The following is a 23,566-nucleotide window of genomic DNA, read 5'->3' as shown; positions in this document are numbered from 1 at the left end:
GAGGACATTCAAATGGCACCCGACTCTACCGATACAGAATCTGCGTCCGAAGCAAGCCTCAGGGGCGCGCTGTTCAACCAATTGCTCGCGGGCCCCACCTCAGCGGAAGTGGCCGCCGTACTCCTGCGGGACGCACTCAAACAACTTTATCCGGACTTGGATCTCGACCCCTACACAACCGTCGTCGGCGAGCCGGCCTGGGAGATTGTCGGCAGCGAGATCATTGCGCGTCCCACTCTTTATGAGTCGCTCAGCGATATGCTGGCCGCGCAGATGGACCAGGGGCAGGGCCAGCCGACTTTGTTGATCGAAGGGCTGCATTTCCTGACGCAACTGCCCATCACCACGCCCGAAGTGCATTTGCCGGTGCGTATCGACCAGGTTGGGCGATTGATAAATGAATTGGCGCCCGCGATGGTGCCAGCCCGCCAGGAACAACAACTGGCGTACTGGAACATTCCGTTTGGCAATTACGGTCCACGCTGGCACCAACTCTCCCTGACGTTGCGCAAACTCTGGGACGTCAAGCAGGTCGACGGCTGGACAGTGGCTGAATGCGACATGGCCAGGCAACTTTACCTTCACCCTGATCGACAGGACCGAAAGGATGCGTACGACAGCCACGCCTATCTGATCGAAATCGACGCGATCGCCGATAACCAGAAAAGCCACGTGAGCGATAACTCGCTGGTGGTGCTGATTGGCACAATTGATAAAAAAGAGGTCATCCTTGCCCACTCGCTGCTCAGCGGCTACCAGAAGTACGAATCTCGCGAGGCGTTGGGGAAGTCGCTTTTGGCCAATCTGGGCAGCTTGTTGCGCCCTAACGTATTGCAATGGCGGCTTTATGAACCCGGTGGCAATGTTTTTGACAGCAAGGCCTGCGGAATCATCACCACACAGGTCAAGGTTCTCGGCCTCCTCAATATCGAGCAAGAACAGATCCTCGCAGAGAACGAACCTCCCGCCGCAGGCCTGACCCACGGGCCTGGCGAGGACTGGTTCCGCCAACAGATACCCGAGTGGCTGCAAGTCGCGCAGGTAGCCGACCAGGTTCTGTTCGCTCAGTACATGAAGAGCCTGTCGGCGCTGAGTAATTCCCACGCCGGTAAAACCTACCTGGACGGTATTGCGTCTATCAAGAACCATGCGTCGAATGCACTCAAGACGCAGATGCAAGCCGAGCACGCCGACGCCTCGACATGGGTCCCTGAAAATATTGAGATCGAAATAAAAAGTCCCGTCGTATGGGGCTCCTTCGTTGTGCCCTTCCAGCTGGATACCACGCGGTTCAATCTCGTCGAGTTGGCCTTGCAGAACCTGATTGCCGTCCCATCGGGCAATAAAACCATTCGCGCCATCGACGGTACGGAGTTGCCGAGTTGGATGACGGTGGCCTACGTTGAAAATCTCATCACCAAAATCGATATCGGTCGCGTCTATCCCGAGCTGATCAAGCACAAATTGCTCGATGATCCGGCAGAGTCGACCCTGCGCGAGAGCTTGTACATTTCACAGCTACGCATCCAGCTGCCCATGATCGCGCTGGAAGGCAAGCTTCGTGGGCAAGGCGATATAGATGATCGCGGTTGTCGTTATGTCGCGGCGCTGATGGAGCCTTTGGAGACCGATCGCAAGGTTGATGGACAACCTATCGTGCTGCGCAAATTAGCCTTTGTACCCGAGCTGCAACTGGGTGTATCAGAGGACATCGTTGCCAATATGTTCGTGATCGGCACGCAAACAGCGAGTGCCGGACCTTGCCTGCTTTATCGCCCCTTGCTCGAACCGCAACTGCTCCAGTTTCCCTCGTTCAGCAACCTGCTGTACGCCATCAAGCAAAACGCTGACTTGCGCCAATCGGTACTGGCGTGGCTGCCTGATGGGGTACGGGATAACTACAGCCGATACGTTTTCCCCAACACCATGCCCTCGCCCTGGGCCGTTGTTGATTTTGTGGCGAATCCACTGATGTCTCTGGCCAACAGCGGCCCCGTGACACTCAGCGACGACGCCCTGGGAGACGATTTCATGTCGCTGTTGTTCAAGGCCAACGCTAACGCGCTGGTCACACTCGCCGACCGTCAGTCCGTCTCCAACAGCGAAAGCCGCTGGGAGTCATTCAAGCAAGCGGGCTGGCTGATTTTCAACCTGGCTTTGCCCTACCTTGGCACGACGGCGAACACCACGATCTGGCTCTGGCAGATATTGAACGACCTGGAACAACTCACGCAAAACGACGGGGCAACCCAAGGCCAGGCCAAATGGGAAACCTTCGTCGACTTGTTGCTCAACGTGGCATTGGGCGTCATCAACATTGCCATAGATCGCACCAAGACAAGCAGACGTAGCCGTCCGACCGATGCTCCGGAAGTCGTCCCGGCGAAAACCCAGCCAGGGCCCAAACCCGAACCGGTCATCAAGGCGCTCACGCCGCTCATCCAAACTGAGCTGCCACAAGAGCACTACGACGATGTCCATACCAGCGGCGCCCTGATGGGTAAAGCCGGGAAGGACGCCACGCTTCTTGGCAGCTTCAGTGTCAATGCTCCCGACGTTACCCAGCCCGAGCTCGAAGGACCACTCAAGGGGCTCTATCAGAAAGAAGAGAAGTGGTACGCGAACATCGCCGACAAATGGTTCGAGGTCAGCGTAACGGGCGAGCAAGTCAACATCATCGAGGGTGAACGCACCGGTCCTCCCCTGACCCGGAATGCGCATGGCCAATGGCACGTCGACAGCCGCCTGCGTTTACGTGGCAGTGGTTCCAAAGGCGCCAGGCAAAAAGTCGTTGTCAACGCACAACGCCGCAGCATTCAGTTGCTGGCTGAACTCAGGACGTTTGAACAACAGAAACCGTTGAACGAGCGAATGCTGACGATGGAGGCTAAAGCCATGGCGCTGACCTCGCCCGCCGACAGAGAAACCCAGGCCAATACCTACCTGGCGACTCTGCGAGAGCAGCGAGAAAACTATGAAAAAGCACTGAAGGCGTTAGTTGAATGGCCAGTCTTCCAGTCAAGACCCGATTACCCTCAGATCAGCATTGGCTACCTGGGGGCGCAGATAAATTTCACCTTCGCAGAGATCGACCTGCTGAAAGAGCGTTTTACCCCCGTCATGGCCAAGGCACAGGGCATGATCACGTCTTTGGTCAGGACGTCGGAGCAGCAACACATCGACGCTGCCAATAGCATGATCAGCATCGGCGACCAGATGATCGAGCGCCTGGATTACCTCGAGACTCGATTTACCCGTCTCAAGCAACTGGGCTTCGGTGGCTTTGAATTGGTCCGTGAGCACCGTAAAAAGCTGCCCGTTTATACCAGCGACGATCTACGGCTTATCCAGCTGGATATGTATCGACACCTCTGCCTCTCCGTTGAAAGCGTCGCGACGATGCCCGAAGGTTGGGCAGAAATAAACCGCTTGGTCGACAACGCTACAGTCGCCTTCCAAAGCCTGCGTGACGCGATCGATGAGCGAAGCGCGATTCGTCTGGATGAAAAAATCGACGCACTGGGCAGCCTGACGGAACAATTCGCGGCCATCCAGGAACACCTCGACTACATGCAACGCGAGTATCAAGACAGCAGTGTTCCCCTGCAACTCACGCGACTGCGACGACGGATAAGCGATTCAAAAAAACTGGCGCTACGTAACTTGGCACAGGCTCTCGATGAGCGAAGCAGCCAGAGACGATCTGGCCGTCCTTATGAGCAGCGTCCACGCTCCAGGAAAAAATTCATCAGGACGCGCTTCTGGGGCTTTGTCAGCGGAGAGCCTCGCCTATCCAGCTCGCGCGAAGAAACAGGCTGGCTCGACGTGAGAAATCCGTTCTCGAATGAAATCATCGCTACCTTTCATCACAAGGAAAACGGTGAGTGGGTGCCCCACGTGCTGCCCTCTATTCCTGCGACAATCCCTGCGTTGGCAGCGAGCGTTCAAAAAGGTAAAGCCCTGATCGACGGACTGGCTGCCTTCAAGACGCAAATCAAAACCTATGCACAAGACCCCCACCGCACGCCTGCCGGTATCGCCATGCTCATGAATGCGCATGCAAGCCGAATGGAAACCGTCGGCGTGGCGATCAGAAAGGCATTGGACCTGGCAGAAAGTGTCGTCACGAACGAAACGGTAGAACTTCCACAGGAAGAGCAGCGCACGGCTGAAGCCTTGCGATTACAGCTCAAGAAGGAATCGAAGACGCTGTACGCGGAGGAATTCGAAACCGTACTGAGCATAATCAAACAGAGCCCGCCCACCATGAGTGGCGTTGTCTGGCTCAACGACCGAAACCGGATTCGAATCAGCAAGCGGACTAACCGAGAACGCATCAGAACCCCGTTCAAGGGCTACCTCGACCGATACGAAATCAAGGACAAGGGAACCGGTAAAACGCTCTGGTTCGCGGACTTTCATTATTCACAGTATTGGGTGTCTGATCGGGCATTTCTCTCAGCGCGCCTGAGAACGGCGGAGCAGGTCAATTCAGGAGCCATCGAAGTCTCTACGAGAGGATTCAGCCAACGGCAATTGATTGATCACTACCGCAGCGAAATCGCCGTGGACCAGGCCCAGCAGGTGTTCTTTCCAAAAGTACGCTCATAGCCGGGCCTGCGGTCGGCACCGTGCGGCAGGCCCTCATGTTTCCCAGACCTTTGCCAGGCTCGCCAACGCGGTGCCGATCGCCGCAGGCGGGACCGCGGCAAACCCCAGCACCAGGCCGGCTCGCACGGGTGAAGGTGTGGCGGGTAGCCAATAATCGCTCAGGCCATTGATCTCGACCCCTACGCTTGCCGCTTGAGCGATCAGCTCGTGTTCACGTTCGACAGTGTCCACAGGCACTGTGACGTGCAACCCTGCGACGACCGTGGGCAGGGTGCCGACACCCGCCACAGCCTTTGGCCAACCCGCGAACAACGCATCTCGCCGAGCCAGGGCGGCCCTGCGCATGCGCCGGATGTGCCGCTGGAAATGGCCGGCAGCCATGAACTGCGCCATGACTGCCTGGGTACTGACTTCCGAGTGACGCACGTCCACGGCGCGCCGGCGGGCGAATGCATTGACCAAGCCAGGCGGCAACACCAGGTACCCCAGTCGCAACGCCGGAAAGGCGACCTTGCCGAACGTACCGACGTAGAGCACCCGGCCCTGGCTATCGAGCGCAGCCAAGGGCGCCAACGGCGCGCCGCTGTAACGATATTCACCGTCATAGTCGTCTTCGACGATCCAGCCATCGTTGCGTTCAGCCCAGGCCAGGAGTTCCAGTCGCCTTGCCAGGCTCATGACAACCCCGGTTGGATACTGATGGGACGGTGTCACGTAAGCGAGCCGACAATGCGCCAACGTACCGAGCACCGTGCAGTCCAAACCCTCGCTATCTACCGGAACGCCCTTCACATCGGCACCCGCTACCGAAAACGCATGCCCTGCCGCGCGATAACCCGGATTTTCCACCGCGACGATGTCCCCTGGATCCACCAATAGCTGTGCACAAAGGCTAATGCCTTGCTGCGCACCGCTGGTGATCACAATTTGCTCAGCCGTACAGTGCAAACCCCGAGAGCTGCGCAGGTAAGCTGCGATCAGCCCGCGCAGACGTGCGTCCCCTTGTGAATCGCCATAGCAGAGTTGTTCCAGATCCGGTTTGCGCCAGAAAGCCGCATTCAGCTTGGCCCAGACGTCGAATGGAAACAGATCGAAGGCCGGCACACCGACCCGAAACGCCCGCGGCGGCCCACCGGATGGCTGCGCCAGATAATGCTCTTCGACACGGTTCAGTGCATTGCTACGGGCGATTTTACTGGATGAACCCACAGGTAAATCGAGCCAATCTGTGGATAAGCTTGGGGATAACCCTGTGGGAATCTCTGTGGATAGTTTTGTGGATATGTTTTTCAGCGGCAGCATGGCTGAAGACAGTTGTGCCACGTAAGTACCGTCGCCGATGCGTCCGTCAATGAAACCCTCGGCGTAGAGCTGGTCGTATGCCCGCACCACACTGTTGCGCGAGATCGACAAAGCCGCAGCCAAATCACGGCTGGCCGGCAGCCGCGTGCCGCTCGCCAGGCGCCCGTCCAGCACACGGGCACGTAACGCCTGGTAGAGCTGACGGCTGAGCCCTTGGCGGCGGTCCAGTTCGATCCCGGCAGGGTTGAAGGACAATGGCGGCACAACGTTCTTCACGACAAGTCTCACGGAAACAGTACGGTATCGCTTATAACACGTCGAAGGGCTGGCGATAGCGCATCAACCGTTCTGCTTTTTATACTGCCAGGCCCAGCCCGGTATCTGCTTATAACGAGACACGGACATTACGAAACTCAACCAATTATGCTCTGTGCGATTATTTGACAGTTCGAACAGGTACAGCTGATTCCGCACTTGCAGCGAAATCGACTCATCTCTAAGTAGACGAGTAGCTATGTGGTCCGCGCGGCGCGCATCCAATACAAGGCTCATGACTAACGCCTCTGTGAAATCAGCCTCGGAACTCAGCGAGTTCGTCTGCAAAAGGGTGTTCTCTATATTGGCATTGGTATAGTTGGGGCTTATCAATTCCGCCCAAACTCCTTGGGCCTGCTCAGGTGAAAAATTTTTCTTGAGCTTATCGAACAAGTCCAGGGAGCGGAGCAGAATTTTTATCCTGGTATTCATTGGATACTCCCCAGGATTGCTGAATAAATTGACGATTTCTGACATGCCCACTTTTTCCGACGACGGCTTTAGAAATTTATAAAAACTTACTATTTCTTTAGAGTTATTGACGATTTTCCTTGCATTAAACTGATCAAGCAGATGAGTCCAACTGATGTCTATGTTTCCGGTTTCCAGAAGCTCATACAGACGCGAAGTTGAATATTTAGCAATAGAATTCAGCTTGACCAGATTGATGTCTGGATGACTTATCCACCTTGCAAAAACCTGCACGGACAGGCGCCCACCCAGATGGCGTGAAATGACGGGAGAGCCCAGAAGAATATCGGCGCGTTCCAATAGGGATGGCCTGCTACGAAGCGTAGATCGAAGCAAACCAATCGTTCGTCTGACCTGCTCTTCATACCTATAGATATTCATGAGTTTAGGAATATCTGTAACAACTTCGCCTGTATTTGTTCTCAGCCTACCTGCCAGTTCCTGCAATTGATGTTCATACACAAATTCTGCACTACCCATATGCTCCAAGAGCTCAAACACCCCCATTCCCCCATGTGTATTTTCGTCATAGAACACATAACCTCCTGGGTTTCGAGGGTAAAACCTGCGTAAATCTCCGACGTTAACGCCGTACTCAAGCAGCAGGTGCATTAAATCTGCATTCACTTCAAAAAAAGTGTCTTTGAGTATTGAGCTTAGCGTCCCGTCACGGCCCCGGGCCCGTAGAACGTTGTAGACCAAGTACTGAATGGATTTTATTTGTTCAGGCGTATAGGGGGCACGCAACGGCGCCAACCCGGAACTAGGCCGCACCTGAATCAGGTCGGCAATTTCTTTCAATACAAGGTGCTGCTTGGCGGTAGGGGCAAGCGATAAGCCAGGTCTTCCCAAGTATGACCTGAGCGGGAGGAACAACTCGTCCGACCGGGGCTTATCGGATAAAGCTTTCTTCAGGACCTCTAGCGCCTCTTTGCCAAGTATTCCCTCGAGTGTTGACTCCACTTGTGCCAGCGGTTGCGTCTCCTTGCCCAATAACCTTTCAAGCGGAAACTCAAGTGAAGCCAATGGTTGCCGAGTCTCCATGAAACTGAAAAGCTGCCGGTTCCGGCGGATATACCTGCCAGCCGCTACACGCAATCCCCGCATCGAGAAGACATTGCCATCCCCGAATGTATTCAACCCCAAGGCAACGGCCGTGAAGAAACAATCGCCATCGGCCGGTATTCTCACTGGCGGGGCATTGTTGGTCTGGAGCAGATCATAATGGTTGCCGCCAGTGCGTCTCAAGACGACATCCGTGCGTGGATTGGGGGGACTGTTCAGCAGATAGACAGGAGCTTCTCCTGGCCCAAACCGCATCGTGGAGGCTTCCCTTTCTGGGCGCTCATCAATAATGACCAATCCCCGGTTTTGGGGCCAACCTGGCAGATTGGGAATGAATTCAGGAACCAGATCCATCGCCGGATTATCCCATTCGCCAGATCTCTCTACCAAATCGGCCATTTCCTCGATTGACTGGGGAAACGCCTCCTGGTCTGGAAACTGTATTGGGGCAGACCCCGCGTGTGAAGGGCCCGGTTGGGGAGATGGGCTCCTCAAGCGTTTCCCGCCGCCTCCCCCCAAGCCAAATCCCACGGCGCGCCATTCGCCATCAGGCATTCGCGCAATGGTGCTTCGCATTACGCCACTGGAACGTATGCTCAAGCCGGTTTCGGGGTCGACTAGGGTGGCCTCGGTTGCATTCAACTTCGTATTGTCGTGGACCCGTAGCACCGTCCCGTCCGGCTGCCGCACATACACGGGGCGAGCAGTCACGATACCCGTGCTTACATTTTGTACGGTTGGGCGATAAAACCCTCCGGCATCCGGCACGACTCCTCTTATTACCGATCCGTCATTCGCGAAGAAACGGCTATATATGGCTCGCTCCAAAAGCAGCCCGCCTGTTTTTCCAGGCGACCTCAGGCGGGAAAGCACGTCCTTGAGAAATGATCGATTTCGTGACAGCCCCACCATGCCGCCGACAGGGCGCCGTGCAACACCGACCGCAGTCAGGTATCTGACAATACCCCAATGCAGAGGAATACGACCGGTCTTGCTCACCACCAGGAACAATCTTAAAAAACCGAGGAAAAAAGCAAAGGTCGACGCGATGTCGATGACTGCTTCCAACGCCGCCATCGTAAGCGTGACGATGGTTTGATAGCGTATTTCCCGGTTGCTGTTGGAGCGATGGTTCGCATAGGCATTCAGGAATCTGATATGAGCGGCATAAAGCGCTTCGGGAAGATTTCCGTCGATTAACGAACCGCGGATCAAGGGTCGGCCCCCTTGCAGCCCCAACGTTCGCCTCAGCTCATCAGGATTGTTTGTCGCGATGCGAGAAGAAAAATAGTCCTGCCAAATTTCAAGTTTCAGGAGTTGTGCGATGCCGTCGCCAAGGTCGGGGAATTCGTAAAAATCATGCTCTCCAGGACTGTCCGGAAAATAAACGCCAACAGGTCCTTGAATATCCGCACCCTCCTGGTCTGAGAAGATCAACACTCCGTCAATGCTGGTTGAATTGCTCATCCTGCCAGGATGATTTCCCATGGCAGTGGTACCACCGAGCAACAGACCGTGGACATGGACTTTTCGTCCTTGGACCTGCCCACGCTCCTGTGCAGTCGATGATGACAGGACGGCGTTCAACCAAAGCGGGATTACCTTTTCGAGTTTTGCGGACTTGGTGCCCTGAACGATAACCATGGACGTGAATACTTGGTCACCGTTGAGCGTAGCTTCATACCCCTTGAAACTCATGTTGGCTTTGTAAGCGGACCACCAGGCTTCCTGATAGTCAGGTGCCCTCAACTTTCCCCTGAGGTACGCGTCATAGTTTTCGCCGATATCCAGGCTCGTGGCCATTTGGGCAAGCTCAGGTCCGCTCAAGACGATGAGACGACCGGTCACGGGGTGAAAGACAGGTCGCCCTTCTTCATCGGCAAGTTGAACAGGACATATTTCCCTCATCGCATTCGGGTAGGCGCTGGGGCGAATGTTGTCCAGCATCAGTTGCGTCAAACTGGCGACACGGGAATCCTTCACATTACAGGCTGCCCCTTGGAACAGCGTGATCAATGTTCGATCTGGGTCGGGATCGATGTCCACATGCAAGAGCGTTCGAAGGTAAGCATTTATTTTTTCGCGGGTGAATTCCATGAGCGACTGGATGCGCTTGCCGGCAGCTTTCTCATCAGCCTCCGACGCTTCACTCTCCAGATGCCGATAGGTTCTTTTCTGCGCAACCGATGCGACGGTGTAGGCCTCGGGTCGACTATTCCTGAACAAGGTGTTGATACGGGCCAGCAAGGGACCATCGAGTTCCAACATCGGCAATTGCAGCGCGGCTTCGGTAGCTGCAGCGAACACTTTCAAATCAAAACGCGCTTTTTCCGGAGCCTTCAGAACCGATTCCAACGCGGTGTATTGAAGCCGTAGCAACTCTTTTGCCGCATCTTCGAAAACCGGCGCGATGAGCTCGAAGTCGATATGAGCTATTTTCCGCTCTTGCCCTTCGTGGAAAGGATTGACCGTGTCCACCAGTTCTTGAAAATCGTCGAATTTCTGTATTCCACCCTCCAGGGAATAAAGAAACATAGCCTCTGTATCGGTCCGCTTAATCACCATCGCAGCAGGCCACTTTTGGGCTGCCTGGTCCTTGATATCCAGCATGACCTTGTACACCCGCGGCACGCCCTGCTTGTTCATCAACCGTTCCCGACCCGCTTTGGAGGGGTGGGTGATGATGATTTCAAGCAGACGATCTTCGGCATGCTGCAAAATCCGAGCAGCATCACTGAGTCGGACAGAGGGGTCGCGGTCAGCTTTGTATAAATCGAACAGATATGAGAATCGTTGGGAAAGCCTGAGGGCGAGTTCTTCTTCTGTTGTAAAAACGTCTGGACGATCAAGCGCTCCTTGAATTTCTTTAAAACGAAAGCCGACGAAATCATCGAGGAACTGGCGCGCGACACGGTCGTGGGTCGTAGGATTGGCGATATCAAATGCTGACGCCATGGCTTGCACGATGCTTTCATCTATCGGGTCGACGAACACGCTATCGATTTCTTGCACCGTATCGGGCCTGGTAAAAAAGCCGACGTTCTCCACGGCAAAGTCGGGAGGCTCGTGATTTAACAAACTCTCCCAGAGCACTTCGCTGAAGGTGCTGGACGACACAAGCGAGCGGTGTCCCCGTGAGTCCGTGGAGAAACGATTTACATACCAATGACCGGGATCGACGTCCTGCAGCACTGGCCCTCGGAACTTGCCGGGATCAATTGTCTCCAGCATCAACCCCACCACCACATGGCTGAGCACCGAGTCGAACGTGGGCAGGCCGGCGAAAAGACGCGCCAGATCGGCCTTATGGGCATAGAGGCGCTTCAATTGTTTGCGTTGAACTTCTTCACGGAGACTGCCCGGGCTCTCTTGGCTCCCCACCTCAGTATCGACGACCTGATTTTGCCCGCTGTATTGCGGGGGAACGCCTGTTTGCAGTTTCGTCAGCACGCTGTGCGAAAGCCTTAGCCCATCCACTCGAAGCAGAGAAAAGTCCAGGCTCATGCGGTTTCTGTAGGGATAAATCACCCAACTCTCGCATCGGGCAAAGGTGGTGGGGCTGGGAATCGGCTTGCTTTGATAGGCCTCAAGAAAACCTTGTGTGACAGCAGCGCGCAAGGGAACCCACGCGGTGCTGTCTTCAACAGCTCTGCCGGCCGCTTTGATCTCTTGATAAAACACTCGAACCTGCGCATCACCTTGCAATCCCAACGCAAGTAGCCACGGATCCACAAAGTCATGGGGCTTGAATGGATTGCCATCGGGCAGCCCATTGAGGGGGCTGAGGGGAGGAAGTTCGGGTTGCGGCGACGCGGTTGATCCATCTTTGGGGAACGTAGGCATAAAAAGGTCCGGCGTTGATTGACGAACCAGAACCCTACGGTGTCGTTAAACCCGTCAGCGCATACATATATATATTCAGGCGGATTGAGTTTTAGAAATTGTAAGTGGATCGGCCTATGTAAATATTCCCACAGCAGACAGCGAGGAAGATAAGCGGGGACCCCATCCGCTTTTCATATCCCGTGACGAATGGACCTATGAAATTGGCTGTAAGTGGCTCTTAACACAGACCAATAGCCTGCCTAGGATGCTCGCATTCGCCAAGGAAAACTTATCATGTACAACCCCAAGGGCTTTGCTGTCGAAGATCTGCCTCAACTGCACCAGATGATGGGTGATTGCCGCCTGGCGATAATGATCACTCAGGGCGAGCAGGGCTTGCAGGCCAGTCATCTACCGCTACTGTTGGACCCACGACAAGGCCCGAATGGGAGCCTTTATGGGCACATGGCTCGGGCCAATCCGCAATGGCGCGACCTGGAAGCGGGCGCCAACGCCCTGGTGATTTTCCCCGGCGCCGATGCCTACGTCAGCCCGAGTTTCTACCCCAGCAAAATCGAACACGGCAAGGTGGTGCCGACCTGGAACTACCTGGCCGTGCACGCCTACGGCACCGCCGAGGTGTTCAGCGACGCTGATCGCCTGCGCAACCTGGTGGGCGCGCTCACCGATCGCCACGAGATCGGCCGGGCCCAGCCCTGGAAAATTGACGATGCTCCGGCCGAATACATCGACAGCATGCTCAAGGCAATCGTCGGTTTTGCCCTGCCGATCCAGCGTCTGGAGGGCAAACGCAAGCTCAGTCAGAACCGCAGCCCGGTAGATGTCGCCGGGGTACGCAACGGGCTCGCTGCCAGCCCTGATCCGCAGGACCGGGCCCTCGCCCACCTGATACCTGAACAATTGTCCAAGGAGTGACCATGAGCCAACTCGACATCCGCCGCGTCAGCGCCGACGATCACGCTGCCTGGCTGCCGTTGTGGCAAGCCTACCTGCGCTTCTACAACACCGAATTACCGGACGCGGTGAGCCAAAGCACCTGGCAACGCTTGCTCGATGACAGCGAACCGACCCATGCTGCCCTGGCCTGGAATGGCGACACGGCGGTGGGCCTGGTGCACTTCATCTACCATCGTTCGAACTGGAGCATCGAGAATTCCTGCTACCTGCAAGACCTGCTGGTAGCGGAACAAACCCGTGGCACCGGTGTGGGTCGCCAGCTCATCGAGTTCGTCTACAGCACCGCCAAGGCCGACGGCTGCTGCAAGGTGCACTGGTTGACCCACGAAACCAACGCCACGGCGATCCAGCTGTACGAACGCATCGCCGAACGCCCTGGCTACATTCAATTTCGCAAAGCCCTTTAAGGAGTGCCCGATGTCTTCACTCGCTGATTGGAAAGGTGTCCCGTCGCCGTCCGCGCAGTTGCTCGAAGGGCGTTTCATCCGCCTGGAAAAACTCGATCCGGCGCGCCATGCCGATGGCCTGTGGCAAGCCTTGGAAGGCCCCGGAGCCGACCCGAAACTCTGGGATTATTTACCCTATGGCCCGTTCCAGGATCGCGGCGCGTTCGATGCCTGGCTGAACAACCATGCGGCCAACGTCGACCCGTATTTCTTCAGTGTGATTGACCGTGCCAGCGGCGAGGTGCAGGGCATTCTCAGCCTGATGTCCATCGTGCCCGCCCAAGGGCGCATCGAGATCGGCCATGTGACCTTCGGCGCGCCGATGCAGCGCTCGCCGAAAAGCACCGAGGCGGTTTATCTGCTGGCCAAGGAATCTTTCGCCCTGGGTTATCGTCGCCTGGAATGGAAGTGCAACAACGCCAACGCCCGTTCCAGATACGCCGCCGAGCGGCTGGGGTTCACGTTCGAGGGCGTGTTCCGCCAGCACATGGTGGTCAAGGGGCAGAACCGCGACACGGCCTGGTATTCGATGCTGGATTCGGAATGGCCAGCCATCGGCGCAGGATTCGAGCGCTGGCTGAGCGAAGAGAATCAGCGCGAGGATGGGCAAGTGCGCAGCTTGGTGGAATGCCGGTTGTAGACCAGCGCCTTACCCGGTGGCGAGGAGCTCGCGTCCACCGGGTTCCCTGGCAGCGCCTGTACGCGTGCCCTCCACCCGAGCCGACCCGGTCACTCAGACCAACTGCTGCGCCAACACCGCAATATGCTCTGGGCCGATACCACAGCAACCACCCAGATGGCTGGCTCCGCGCTTGCGCCAGTCAGCCGCCCACTGCAGATAGCCCGGCGGGTCGAGGTCTTCGCGCAATGGGTCCAGCCCATCATTGGCCGTCGCTTCCTTGGGCTGCGGGGGGAAAGCATTGGCATAGGCGCCGATGTGGATGTTCACGCCCAACCGCTCGAAGGTTTCTCGCGCCGCGTCGATTGCCGCACCGATCACTTCCGGTTGGCTGCAGTTGAACAGCAGCACCTCGACGCCCAGCTCCGCCGCGACCGCCGCCGCGTCTGCCACCGGCTCGCCAGAACGCAGGCGCGGTACTTCATCGGTGTCTTCGTCTTTCAGGGTAAACGACAGCCAGAACGGCTTGCCGTCCTTCGGCAACCCGGCGTGAATCGCCCGTGCTTCGACAGTGGAGCTCTGGGTCTCGGCCAGCCACAAGTCGACGTGGGGCGCCAGGCCGGCGACCAATGGCGCAAGTAATTCGGCGGCGCGGGAGGCGTCGAACAGATCCGGCCGATAGGAACCGAACAACGGCGGCAGCGACCCCGCTACCCGCACCGCTTTGCCTGAAGCCTCAACTGCCCGCTTCGCCAACTCGCCGGCCAGCGCCGCCAAGGCCTGGCCTTCGGCGGCGAAACGCGCCTCACCGATATGGAACGGCACCACGGCATAGCTGTTGCTGGTAATGACATTGGCGCCGCTGGCGATATAAGCCGCATGCACGGCCTCCACGGCCTGGGGCGCTTCGCTCAAGGCCAGCGCCGACCACTCGGGCTGTCGGAACGGCGCGCCACGGCGTTGCAGTTCACGGCCCATGCCGCCATCGAGAATGACTGTTGCTGCGCCCATATGCGATTCACTCATAAGCTTATGAAAAATACTCACTACCGGAGTTGTTCTTATAACTATTTAATACGCACCATTCAGAGAACTACAACTTATTTTTCTAACAGGGCCTTCATATGAAATTACAACCGTTGCTGGCCCTGGGCCTGACGCTGCTGGCCGCCTCTTCGCAAGTGTTCGCCGGCGCCACGCTGGATCGCGTCGAACAGAAAAAAGAACTGGTCGGCGTGCTGATGGAAAGCTATCCGCCCTTCTCGTTCCTCAACGATCAGAACCAGCTCGACGGTTTTGACGTGGACGTCGCCAAGGCCGTGGCGCAGAAACTGGGCGTGAAGTTGCGCCTGGAGACGCCGTCCTGGGACGTGATCGCGGCCGGCCACTGGAGCGGGCGCTACGACATCTGCATCTGTTCCATGACGCCGAGCAAGGCCCGCGCCGAAGTGTTTGATTTCCCGGTGCAGTACTACGCGTCGCCCGCGGTCATCGTGGTCAATGCCAAGGACGACCGTATCCACGGCGCCAAGGACTTGAGCGGCAAGAAAGTCGGCTTGACCAGCGCCTCCAGCTACGAGAGCTACCTGAACAAGAACCTGGTGATCGAAGGCGCCGAGGATACCCAACTGAGCTACCCGTTCGAAGACGTGCAGATCGCCCCGTACGACACCGACAACGTGGCGTTCCAAGACCTGGGCCTTGGCGCCGGGGTACGCCTGGACGCGGTGCTGACCAACCTGGTGACCGCCCAGCCGCGCCTGACCGAGGACAAGCGCTTCAAGCTGGCCGGCCCGTCGCTCTACTCCGAACCGAACTCGGTGGCCATCGAGAAGGGTGATGCGCAGTGGGACAGCAAGGTGCGTGAAGTCTTTGCCCAGTTGAAACAGGACGGCACCTTGAGCAGACTCTCGCAGAAATGGATCGGCGCCGACATCACCCAATGACTTCTTTTCCACCCCCCCAGCCACCGCCTTCGGTGGCTGAATCACGCCTGCAAAAAATCTTCGGTTTTCGTACCCGGCTGTACCTGACCTGGGCGGCGATGCTGGTGCTGTTCGCCAGTTTCTTCCTGAGTTTCGACCTGAAGTTCTCGATCATCCTCGACAAATTGCCGAACCTGCTGGGCGTACACCTGGCGCCCAATGGCTTTTTGCAGGGTGCGATGCTGACGTTGTTCCTGTGCCTGTGTTCGATCGTCGCTTCGTCCTTGCTGGGCTTCATCACAGCCCTGGCGCGGCTTTCCAGCAGTGCGGTGGCGTTCGGCATCGCCAGTTTCTACGCGTCGTTCTTTCGCGGCACGCCGCTGTTGATCCAGATCCTGCTGATCTACTTGGGCCTGCCGCAACTGGGCGTAGTCCCCGGCGCCATCGCCGCCGGAATCATCGCCCTATCGCTGAATTATGGCGCCTACCTGAGCGAGATCTTCCGCGCCGGCATCCTCGGCGTCCCCCATGGCCAACGCGAAGCGTCCCTTGCCCTGGGCCTGAGCGAAACCGTGATCTTCTGGCGCGTCACCCTGCCCCAGGCCATGCGCACCATCATCCCGCCGACCACCAACCAATTCATTTCCATGCTCAAGGATTCCTCGCTGATCTCGGTGATGGGGGTCTGGGAAGTGATGTTCTTGGCGCAGTCTTATGGTCGTTCCAGCTATCGGTATATCGAGATGCTGACGACAGCGGCGATTATTTATTGGCTGATGTCCATTGCACTGGAGCTGATTCAGGCGCGGATGGAGCGGCATTATGGGAAGGCTTATCTCAAGCGCAGCTGACGGCTGTGTATGAACATGCTGTAGGGAAAAGCCACAGTTCCCGCCAGCCATCGCGACGATAGCGGGAACGCAACACGACCAGCCTACAAACTTCATCCACTGAATCGTGCCCACGGCGGGAAGATGGCTGGCATCGCCGCCCCGGCTGAATTTTTACAGTGCGACCTTCTCCATCACAGGTCGCACTCAATGCCTACCCAACACGTATTCCTGCCCCAACATCTCGCGCTGGCAATAGCGCTGGCGCTTGGTTGTGCCGAGCTTTCGATGGCCCAGTCGGTTGCCGAAGAAGCCCAACCCGTTGAAACAACTGCCCAGGCGCAGGCCCGCCTCAAGGCATTCGCGGCGGCTCCAGATACGAAGGTCGAAAAGGTTATCAAGGCCCAGGAAGCTCCCCTATCGATGGGCGACAGCAACGACCTGGTGATTGTCAGCAAGCAAGGCGAACTTTTCGGGCTTACCGACGGCGGCGGCGGGACTAATGTCCTGCAATTGGATATCGCCAAGGGAGGCGTCATCAATCAAATAAGCAACGTTAAGGATCTGCATCTCAAGCAAGGCGAATGGTCCAACGGCGGCGCTTTCAATGGTGGAAGTCTGGTCGACTCGAAGGCCAGGTTGACCAACACCGGTCAGATTGCGGGTGCGGTGCACGTGCTCGGCATATTCGATAATCAAGGCACCGTGGGCGGGCCCGTGTTCGTTGGGAAAAACGCCACGTTCAGCGGTAACGGGACGGTCGATGCGCTGGATGTGACGGGCTTGATGAAAGTCGGTCCAGACGTCGGTGCGCCTTCGGTTACCAACGACCTCAAGTTCTCCAAGAGCGCGACGTTGGTTTATGGAATTGACGCGGAGAAAGGCAGCGCCACGATTAAGGTTGGCGGTACAGCCACCTTGGGTGATGCGACTTTGAAAGTCATCGCTGTATCCGGCGAATCCACTGAAGCCGGCAAGCACGTTGTGATCGAGGCGAAAAAGATCGATGGCAAATTCGGGAAGGTCTTGAATGAACTCGTTTACATGAACGCGACGCCGGACTACGTCGCAGGTAAACAAGTGGGGTTGGTCCTCACACGCAACAACGTTCCACTCACGAAAGCCGCGTCGACTCCCAACGGGCTGGCAGTTGCAGGCGCTATCCCGGACCTGCGGCAAGAAACCAACGGTATTTTAGAGCCTGAACCATCTCCTGCGAGCAAACCGAAAACCACAAGCCCTGCAGCAAAGCCCACCGAACCACCAAAAGTAGTCGCCGCAGCCAAACCCAAGCCCGTCGTCCAGGCGAAGCCCATCAAACCTGTAGCTAAACCCAACACTGCCATCAACGCCCTGCTCGGCACCAACATGGCCACAGCCGCCGATGCCATCGACCAACTCGGCGGCTACGACACGGCAGACCTGGGCAACGCCACCCTGAGCAGCGTCGCACCGATCAGCACGGGAATGCTGTCCGTGATGGGCAGGCATAACCCGTCGGGCGAACATGGTAACGGCCAGGTCTGGGTCCAGGCCGTTGGCAATAGCGGCAGCCTCGCCAAGCAATTGGGCAGCTACGCCCTCAAGCATTCGACCAAGGGCCTGATGCTGGGAACCGATTGGGCTGTCAGCTCCAATTGGCGATTGGGCGTCATTGGCAGCAAGACCCAAACACGACTGGACAGCTATCAATTCGACGGAGCACTCGACAGTTGGCTCGTAGGCGCCTACGCCTTGCGCCAGGAAGGGCCGGTGGCGCTGCGCCTGGGTGCCGTCTATGGCAGCCATGACGGCAGCACCAAGCGCCATGTCGCGTTCAATGGTTTCAAGGATCATCTCAAGGGCCGTTACGACGCCACGACGCAACAGGTCTTCGGACAGGTCGGCTACCACCTGGACGTCGGACAGTTCGATATAGAGCCCTACGTCCAGGTGGGTTACCAACGCTACCAACGCGACGCCTACGCGGAAAAAGGTGGCGATGCCGCGCTGCAATACCACGACCAGACCCAGGAACACTTCAGCAGCGACCTCGGCCTGCGCCTCGCCCGCCCTTTTGTATTCGACCAAGGCATGCGATTGACGCCGCGCCTCGATGTCGGCTGGAAGCACCTGTACGGCGACATCAGGGGCAACTCCCATCAACATCTGGCCAGCGGAGGCAATACGTACGTCATCCAGGGAGTCGAGCTGGACCGTGACAGCCTGCTCTTGCAAGCAGGATTGGACCTGGCCGTATCGCCACGTCATACCCTGGGACTGAACTACAGCGGCGAGACTGGCCAGGACAATCGCAACGGTGCGCTGATGGGCCAGTGGAAGATGATGTTCTGAAAGGCGAAAAAAAAGGGGAGCACCTGCTCCCCCGAGGTAAAACGTTGCATCGAGGCTGTTTGAATCAGCCTTCGATTTCGACGAGGATCTCGCCCGGGTTGACCCGGTCGCCCTTGGCCACATGAATGGCGGTGACCTTGCCGGCGATGGCCGCCTGCACTTCGGTTTCCATCTTCATGGCTTCGGTGATCAATACCGCCTGGCCGGCCTTGACCACGTCGCCCTCCTTGACCAGGACATCGACGATGTTGCCCGGCATGGTGGTGCTGACATGGCCCGGCGCAGTGGCTTGCTTGCGCTTGCTGCTGCCGCCGCCGACGAATTCATTGAGCGGCTCGAAGACGACCTCTTCCGGCATGCCATCGATAGACAGGTAGAAGTGACGCTTGCCTTCGGCCTTGACGCCCACGCCAGTGATGTCGACACGGTAGGTTTCGCCGTGAACGTCAATGACGAACTCGGTCGGCACGCCTTCGCCGCCGGCGGAGCTGACGCTGCCGGCCTCTGGAATTGGCAGCAGCACTTCAGGGGTCAAGGTGCCGGCTTCACGTTCTTCGAGGAACTTGCGACCGATGTCAGGGAACATGGCGTAGGTCAGCACGTCCTCTTCTGACTTGGCCAGGGCACCGATTTCGCCACGCAGCTTGGTCATTTCCGGCTTGAGCAAATCGGCCGGACGCACGTCGATCACCTCTTCGCTGCCGATAGCCTGGCGACGCAACTTCTCGTTCACCAAACCCGGTGCCTTGCCGTAGCCGCCCTGAAGGTAGAGCTTCACTTCGTTGGTGATGGTCTTGTAGCGCTCACCAGCCAACACGTTGAAGAACGCCTGGGTGCCGACGATCTGCGAGGTCGGGGTCACTAGCGGTGGGAAGCCGAGGTCTTCGCGCACCCGCGGGATTTCCGCCAGCACTTCGTTCATCCGGTTCAGCGCGCCCTGCTCTTTCAACTGGTTGGCAAGGTTGGAAATCATCCCGCCCGGTACCTGGTTGACCTGGACGCGGGTGTCCACGGCGGTGAACTCGCTTTCGAACTGGTGGTACTTCTTGCGCACGGCATAGAAATACAGGCCGATTTCCTGCAGCAGTTCCAGGTCCAGGCCGGTGTCGAACTCGCTGCCCTTGAGGGCGGCGACCATCGATTCGGTGCCCGGATGGCTGGTGCCCCAGGCGAAGCTGGAAATTGCGGTATCGATGTGATCGGCGCCGTTTTCGACGGCCTTGAGTTGGCACATCGCGGCCAGGCCGGCGGTGTCGTGGGAGTGGATGAATACTGGCAACGATTGCTCGCTCTTCAGCGCTTTCACCAGTTCGCCAGTGGCGTACGGGGTCAGCAGGCCGGCCATGTCCTTGATCGCCACCGAGTCGCAACCCATGGCTTCCATCTGCTTGGCCTGGGCCACGAACGCGTCGATGGTGTGCACCGGGCTGGTGGTGTAGGCGATGGTGCCCTGGGCGTGCTTGCCGGCGGCTTTCACCGCTTCGATGGCGACCCGCAGGTTACGCACGTCGTTCATCGCATCGAAGATCCGGAACACATCGATGCCGTTGACCGCGGCCTTGGCGACGAACGCCTTGACCACGTCATCGCTGTAATGGCGATAGCCCAGCAGGTTCTGGCCGCGCAACAGCATTTGCAGGCGGGTGTTGGGCAGCGCCGCGCGCAGTTGGCGCAGGCGCTCCCACGGGTCTTCCTTGAGGAAGCGCACGCAGGCGTCGAAAGTTGCGCCGCCCCAGACTTCCAGCGACCAATAGCCGACTTTGTCGAGCTTGTCGCAAATCGGCAGCATGTCTTCGGTGCGCATCCGGGTGGCGAGCAGCGATTGGTGGGCGTCGCGCAGGATTGTGTCGGTAACGTGGATCTTCTTGGACATTGTCATGATTCCTTACAGGCCTGCGTGGGCGGCAATGGCGGCGGCGATGGCCAGGGCCAGCTCTTCGGGTTTGCGCTTGATCGAGTAGTTGGTCAGTTCAGGGTGGCTTTCAACGAAGCTGGTATTGAACTGGCCGCTGCGGAATTCCGGATTGCGCAGGATTTCCTGGTAATAGGCGGCGGTGGTCTTGACCCCTTGCAGGCGCATGTCATCCAACGCTCGCAGGCCTCGGTCCATCGCTTCTTCCCAGGTCAGTGCCCAAACCACCAACTTCAGGCACATCGAATCGTAGAACGGCGGAATGGTGTAGCCGGTGTAGATCGCCGTGTCGGTGCGCACGCCCGGGCCACCCGGAGCGTAGTAGCGGGTGATCTTGCCGAAGCTGGGCAGGAAGTTGTTTTTCGGGTCTTCGGCGTTGATGCGGAACTGCAACGCAAAACCACGGTGCTGGATGTCTTCCTGCTTGACCGACAATGGCAGCCCGGAGGCGATGCGGATCTGTTCGCGAACAATGTCGATACCGGTGATTTCTTCGGTGATGGTGTGTTCCACCTGCACCCGGGTGTTCATCTCCATGAAGTACACCTCGCCTTCGGCGAGCAGGAACTCCACGGTGCCGGCATTCTCGTAGCCCACGGCCTTGGCCGCGCGCACCGACAGGTCGCCGATGTAGGCGCGCTGTTCGGGGGTCAGTTGCGGGCTCGGGGCAATTTCGATCAGCTTCTGGTTGCGGCGCTGGATCGAGCAGTCCCGCTCGAACAGGTGCACCACGTTGCCAAAACTGTCGCCCAGGATCTGCGCTTCGATGTGCTTGGGATTGACGATGCATTTTTCCAGGAACACTTCCGCCGAACCGAACGCCTTGGTGGCTTCGGAGATCACGCGCGGGAAGGCCTGTTCGAGTTCTTCGCGACTGTTGCAACGACGGATACCCCGACCGCCGCCGCCGGACGTGGCCTTGAGCATCACCGGATAACCGATCCGGTCACCTTCGGCCAGCGCTTCTTCGATGCCCGAGACGTTGCCTTCGGTGCCCGGCGTGACCGGTACGCCGGCCTTGATCATGCTGCGGCGCGCTTCGGTCTTGTCGCCCATGCGGCGAATGACTTCCGCCGAGGGGCCAATGAATTTGATGCCGCGCTCAGCGCAGATGTCTGCCAGTTCGGCGTTTTCCGAGAGAAAACCGTAGCCGGGGTGCAACGCATCGCAGCCGGTTTCCACCGCCAGGTTCACCAGTTTGCGCGGGTTGAGGTAGCCGGCCAGCGGATCGGCGCCGATGCTGTGGGCCTCGTCCGCACGCTTGACATGCAACGCATGGCGGTCCGCGTCGGAGTAGACCGCGACCGAGCGAATGCCCATCTCGGCGCAAGCGCGCACGATGCGGACGGCAATCTCACCACGGTTGGCGATCAGGATCTTTGTTATCAATTGGAGGTTCCCTTGAGCCGGTGATACCCACGGCCTGGGTTCAGGCCGATGCGTGACCAGATGTAACAATTGGTCGCAGGTCCACACTAGTCCCGGCTGGGGATTAACAAAAATGAATAATTATTGGGCCGTGCATAAGCAAAGACTTATAGTTGAGGTAATTGTCTCGACCCAGAGTGTTTGAAAAATGCGTAAGTCATTGATGCGTATGACATTGCGTCAACTGCAAATCTTCAATGAGGTGTGCGACCTGCGGTCCTACAGTCGCGCTGCCGATGAAATGTCGCTTACGCAGCCGGCCGTCAGCCTACAGATTCGCTCCCTCGAAGAGCTTATTGGCCAGCCTTTGTTTGAGTACGTTGGCAAGAAACTCTACATGACCGAAGCCGCCGAAGCGTTGCAACGCGCCAGCCGGGACATCTTCGGACGCCTGGAGAACCTCGACATGCAGCTGTCGGACATGCAGGGTTCGCTGCAAGGCCAATTGAAGCTCGCGGTGGAATCCAGCGCCAAATACTTCGTCCCGCATCTGTTCGCCGCGTTCAAGCGCCAGCATCCGGAGGTCAACCTGAACCTCACGGTGGTCAATCGCGGCCAGGTCATCCGACGGCTCTCGGACAACCGCGACGACGTGGTGATCATGTCCATGGTGCCCCAGGACATGGGCCTGGAATTCCTGCCGTTTCTCAACAATCCGATCGTCGCCGTGGCGCCACCCGATCATCCGCTGTGTCACATGGGCCCACTGCGTTTGCAAGACCTGGAGCCTTACACACTGCTGCTGCGCGAACCGGGCTCCGGTACACGGCTGGCCTGCGAAGAATATTTCAAGGAAAAGCGGGTGCACTTCACCCAGACGTTGGAAGTGGCTTCGGCTGAAGCCCAGCGTGAATGCGTGGTGGCCGGGCTGGGCGTGGCGCTTTTGACACGCCACGCCGTGAGCCGGGAACTATCATCCGGCGCGCTCATCGAGTTGCCGGTGGAAGAACTGCCGCTGTACCGCAGCTGGTGCCTGGTGCAGGCCAGGGCGAAGCGCCTGTCACCGGTGGCTCATGCCTTCCTGGCCTTCGTTCGCGGTGAGCGCGCGCAGATTATCGGCCTGGTTGAGCGCTTCGACGGGAAGCCGCCGGTGTTGCCTGCCAGTAATTGAATTCAACCGCGTCAGGAAATTCGCTGATTTCCGCCAGGAGCTGGCGTTGCTCGAAACGGTCTTCGATCGCACGACGGAACGCCATGCGGCGCTGATCTTCCTGCTGACGACGGGTTTTGGCGGCGCTGCGTTCTTCGTAGGACTGGGTCATGTCGAGACTCCCAAGACGTATACGGGAGCTTTACGATGACGGCGGGGGATGACGGTTTGGGGGCGCGACCGTTACAGAACGATGAATTCGGGCGAATGAACCGTGGCGAGGGAGCTTGCTCCCGCTCGACTGCGCAGCAGTCGCAAACCAGCCATGCGGTGTATCTGGAAAAATCGTTGGGGACTGCTTCGCAGCCCAGCGGGAGCAAGCTCCCTCGCCACAAGAGCCCCTAACTTTCAGAAT

General features: G+C 57.9%; 14 protein-coding genes. 8 read left to right on the top strand and 6 right to left on the bottom strand.

The genetic code is table 11. The annotated features are described in order from the left end of the window. Positions 1-12: 12 nt before the first annotated feature. Positions 13-4,611, top strand: a complete 4,599-nt coding sequence (locus JMN22_RS00910) for a dermonecrotic toxin domain-containing protein (protein ID WP_198796176.1) — start codon at positions 13-15, stop codon at positions 4,609-4,611. 33 nt (positions 4,612-4,644) lie between these two features. Here the strand turns inward: JMN22_RS00910 and pdxR are convergent, their stop codons facing one another. Both pdxR and JMN22_RS00900 read right to left on the bottom strand, forming a co-directional pair. Then, positions 4,645-6,189 carry a MocR-like pyridoxine biosynthesis transcription factor PdxR gene (gene pdxR / locus JMN22_RS00905; protein WP_198796175.1) on the bottom strand — a complete coding sequence of 515 codons (1,545 nt, stop codon included), beginning with the start codon at positions 6,187-6,189 and terminating at the stop codon, positions 4,645-4,647. 63 nt (positions 6,190-6,252) lie between these two features. After that, complete coding sequence (locus JMN22_RS00900) at positions 6,253-11,607, bottom strand: dermonecrotic toxin domain-containing protein (protein WP_198796174.1); 5,355 nt, start codon at positions 11,605-11,607, stop codon at positions 6,253-6,255. A 276-nt stretch (positions 11,608-11,883) separates the two neighbouring features. Here JMN22_RS00900 and JMN22_RS00895 point away from each other — a divergent pair, with 276 nt between their 5' ends. From JMN22_RS00895 to JMN22_RS00885, 3 genes are read left to right on the top strand one after another with little or no spacing between them, the layout of a single operon-like run. Next, the gene (locus JMN22_RS00895; RefSeq protein WP_030139097.1) at positions 11,884-12,525 is read left to right on the top strand and encodes an FMN-binding negative transcriptional regulator; all 642 of its coding nucleotides are present in this window, start codon (positions 11,884-11,886) and stop codon (positions 12,523-12,525) included. A gap of 2 nt (positions 12,526-12,527) precedes the next feature. Next, the gene (locus JMN22_RS00890) at positions 12,528-12,974 is read left to right on the top strand and encodes a GNAT family N-acetyltransferase (RefSeq protein WP_198796173.1); all 447 of its coding nucleotides are present in this window, start codon (positions 12,528-12,530) and stop codon (positions 12,972-12,974) included. 10 nt (positions 12,975-12,984) lie between these two features. Beyond that, positions 12,985-13,653: a GNAT family N-acetyltransferase gene (locus JMN22_RS00885; RefSeq protein ID WP_198796172.1), complete on the top strand. Its 669-nt coding sequence runs from the start codon at positions 12,985-12,987 to the stop codon at positions 13,651-13,653. A gap of 93 nt (positions 13,654-13,746) precedes the next feature. On the opposite strand, the gene JMN22_RS00880 is transcribed toward JMN22_RS00885, so the two are convergent. Beyond that, entirely contained in the window at positions 13,747-14,643 is an 897-nt protein-coding gene (locus JMN22_RS00880; protein ID WP_030139094.1) for a homocysteine S-methyltransferase family protein, read from the bottom strand. A 113-nt stretch (positions 14,644-14,756) separates the two neighbouring features. Between JMN22_RS00880 and JMN22_RS00875 the strand changes: the two genes are divergently transcribed. The 3 genes from JMN22_RS00875 (at position 14,757) to JMN22_RS00865 (ending at position 18,721) form a co-directional block, all read left to right on the top strand. Next, on the top strand, positions 14,757-15,578 hold the full coding sequence (locus JMN22_RS00875) for an ABC transporter substrate-binding protein (RefSeq protein ID WP_198796171.1): 822 nt from the start codon (positions 14,757-14,759) through the stop codon (positions 15,576-15,578). After that, positions 15,575-16,408 (top strand): amino acid ABC transporter permease, encoded by an 834-nt coding sequence (locus JMN22_RS00870; protein WP_030139092.1) that lies wholly within the window; start codon positions 15,575-15,577, stop codon positions 16,406-16,408. The genes JMN22_RS00875 and JMN22_RS00870 overlap by 4 nt, the downstream gene beginning before the upstream one ends. Positions 16,409-16,531: 123 nt before the next feature. After that, positions 16,532-18,721: an autotransporter outer membrane beta-barrel domain-containing protein gene (locus tag JMN22_RS00865; RefSeq protein WP_236010281.1), complete on the top strand. Its 2,190-nt coding sequence runs from the start codon at positions 16,532-16,534 to the stop codon at positions 18,719-18,721. Between the two features lie 64 nt (positions 18,722-18,785). Here the strand turns inward: JMN22_RS00865 and oadA are convergent, their stop codons facing one another. Together oadA and JMN22_RS00855 are read right to left on the bottom strand one after the other, a co-directional pair. Then, the gene (gene oadA / locus JMN22_RS00860) at positions 18,786-20,594 is read right to left on the bottom strand and encodes a sodium-extruding oxaloacetate decarboxylase subunit alpha (protein ID WP_030139090.1); all 1,809 of its coding nucleotides are present in this window, start codon (positions 20,592-20,594) and stop codon (positions 18,786-18,788) included. Positions 20,595-20,606: 12 nt separating this feature from the next. Then, on the bottom strand, positions 20,607-22,022 hold the full coding sequence (locus JMN22_RS00855) for an acetyl-CoA carboxylase biotin carboxylase subunit (protein ID WP_030139089.1): 1,416 nt from the start codon (positions 22,020-22,022) through the stop codon (positions 20,607-20,609). A gap of 187 nt (positions 22,023-22,209) precedes the next feature. On the opposite strand from JMN22_RS00855, the gene JMN22_RS00850 reads away from it, so the two are divergent. After that, a complete protein-coding gene (locus JMN22_RS00850) occupies positions 22,210-23,172 on the top strand; it encodes a LysR family transcriptional regulator (protein WP_030139088.1) in 963 nt (320 codons plus the stop codon). On the opposite strand, the gene JMN22_RS00845 is transcribed toward JMN22_RS00850, so the two are convergent. Beyond that, complete coding sequence (locus JMN22_RS00845; RefSeq protein ID WP_080628535.1) at positions 23,114-23,323, bottom strand: PA3496 family putative envelope integrity protein; 210 nt, start codon at positions 23,321-23,323, stop codon at positions 23,114-23,116. The two genes, JMN22_RS00850 and JMN22_RS00845, sit on opposite strands and share 59 nt — an antisense overlap. Between the last annotated feature and the right edge of the window lie 243 nt (positions 23,324-23,566).

Origin of the sequence: Pseudomonas sp. HB05 (assembly GCF_016756915.1) — a bacterium.
In the GTDB taxonomy this organism is placed as follows: domain Bacteria; phylum Pseudomonadota; class Gammaproteobacteria; order Pseudomonadales; family Pseudomonadaceae; genus Aquipseudomonas; species Aquipseudomonas alvandae.
The sequence above is the reverse complement of the archived record's forward strand: the minus strand, read 5'-3'. Positions and strand labels throughout refer to the sequence as shown.

Excerpts from the sequence above, each read along its gene's own strand:
- JMN22_RS00910 (WP_198796176.1), top strand. The coding sequence starts at position 13 with ATGGCACCCGACTCTACCGATACAGAATCTGCGTCCGAAGCAAGCCTC.
- JMN22_RS00900 (WP_198796174.1), bottom strand. The coding sequence starts at position 11,607 with ATGCCTACGTTCCCCAAAGATGGATCAACCGCGTCGCCGCAACCCGAA.
- JMN22_RS00895 (WP_030139097.1), top strand. The coding sequence starts at position 11,884 with ATGTACAACCCCAAGGGCTTTGCTGTCGAAGATCTGCCTCAACTGCAC.
- JMN22_RS00890 (WP_198796173.1), top strand. The coding sequence starts at position 12,528 with ATGAGCCAACTCGACATCCGCCGCGTCAGCGCCGACGATCACGCTGCC.
- JMN22_RS00885 (WP_198796172.1), top strand. The coding sequence starts at position 12,985 with ATGTCTTCACTCGCTGATTGGAAAGGTGTCCCGTCGCCGTCCGCGCAG.
- JMN22_RS00880 (WP_030139094.1), bottom strand. The coding sequence starts at position 14,643 with ATGGGCGCAGCAACAGTCATTCTCGATGGCGGCATGGGCCGTGAACTG.
- JMN22_RS00875 (WP_198796171.1), top strand. The coding sequence starts at position 14,757 with ATGAAATTACAACCGTTGCTGGCCCTGGGCCTGACGCTGCTGGCCGCC.
- JMN22_RS00870 (WP_030139092.1), top strand. The coding sequence starts at position 15,575 with ATGACTTCTTTTCCACCCCCCCAGCCACCGCCTTCGGTGGCTGAATCA.
- JMN22_RS00865 (WP_236010281.1), top strand. The coding sequence starts at position 16,532 with ATGGCTGGCATCGCCGCCCCGGCTGAATTTTTACAGTGCGACCTTCTC.
- oadA (WP_030139090.1), bottom strand. The coding sequence starts at position 20,594 with ATGTCCAAGAAGATCCACGTTACCGACACAATCCTGCGCGACGCCCAC.
- JMN22_RS00850 (WP_030139088.1), top strand. The coding sequence starts at position 22,210 with ATGCGTAAGTCATTGATGCGTATGACATTGCGTCAACTGCAAATCTTC.
- JMN22_RS00845 (WP_080628535.1), bottom strand. The coding sequence starts at position 23,323 with ATGACCCAGTCCTACGAAGAACGCAGCGCCGCCAAAACCCGTCGTCAG.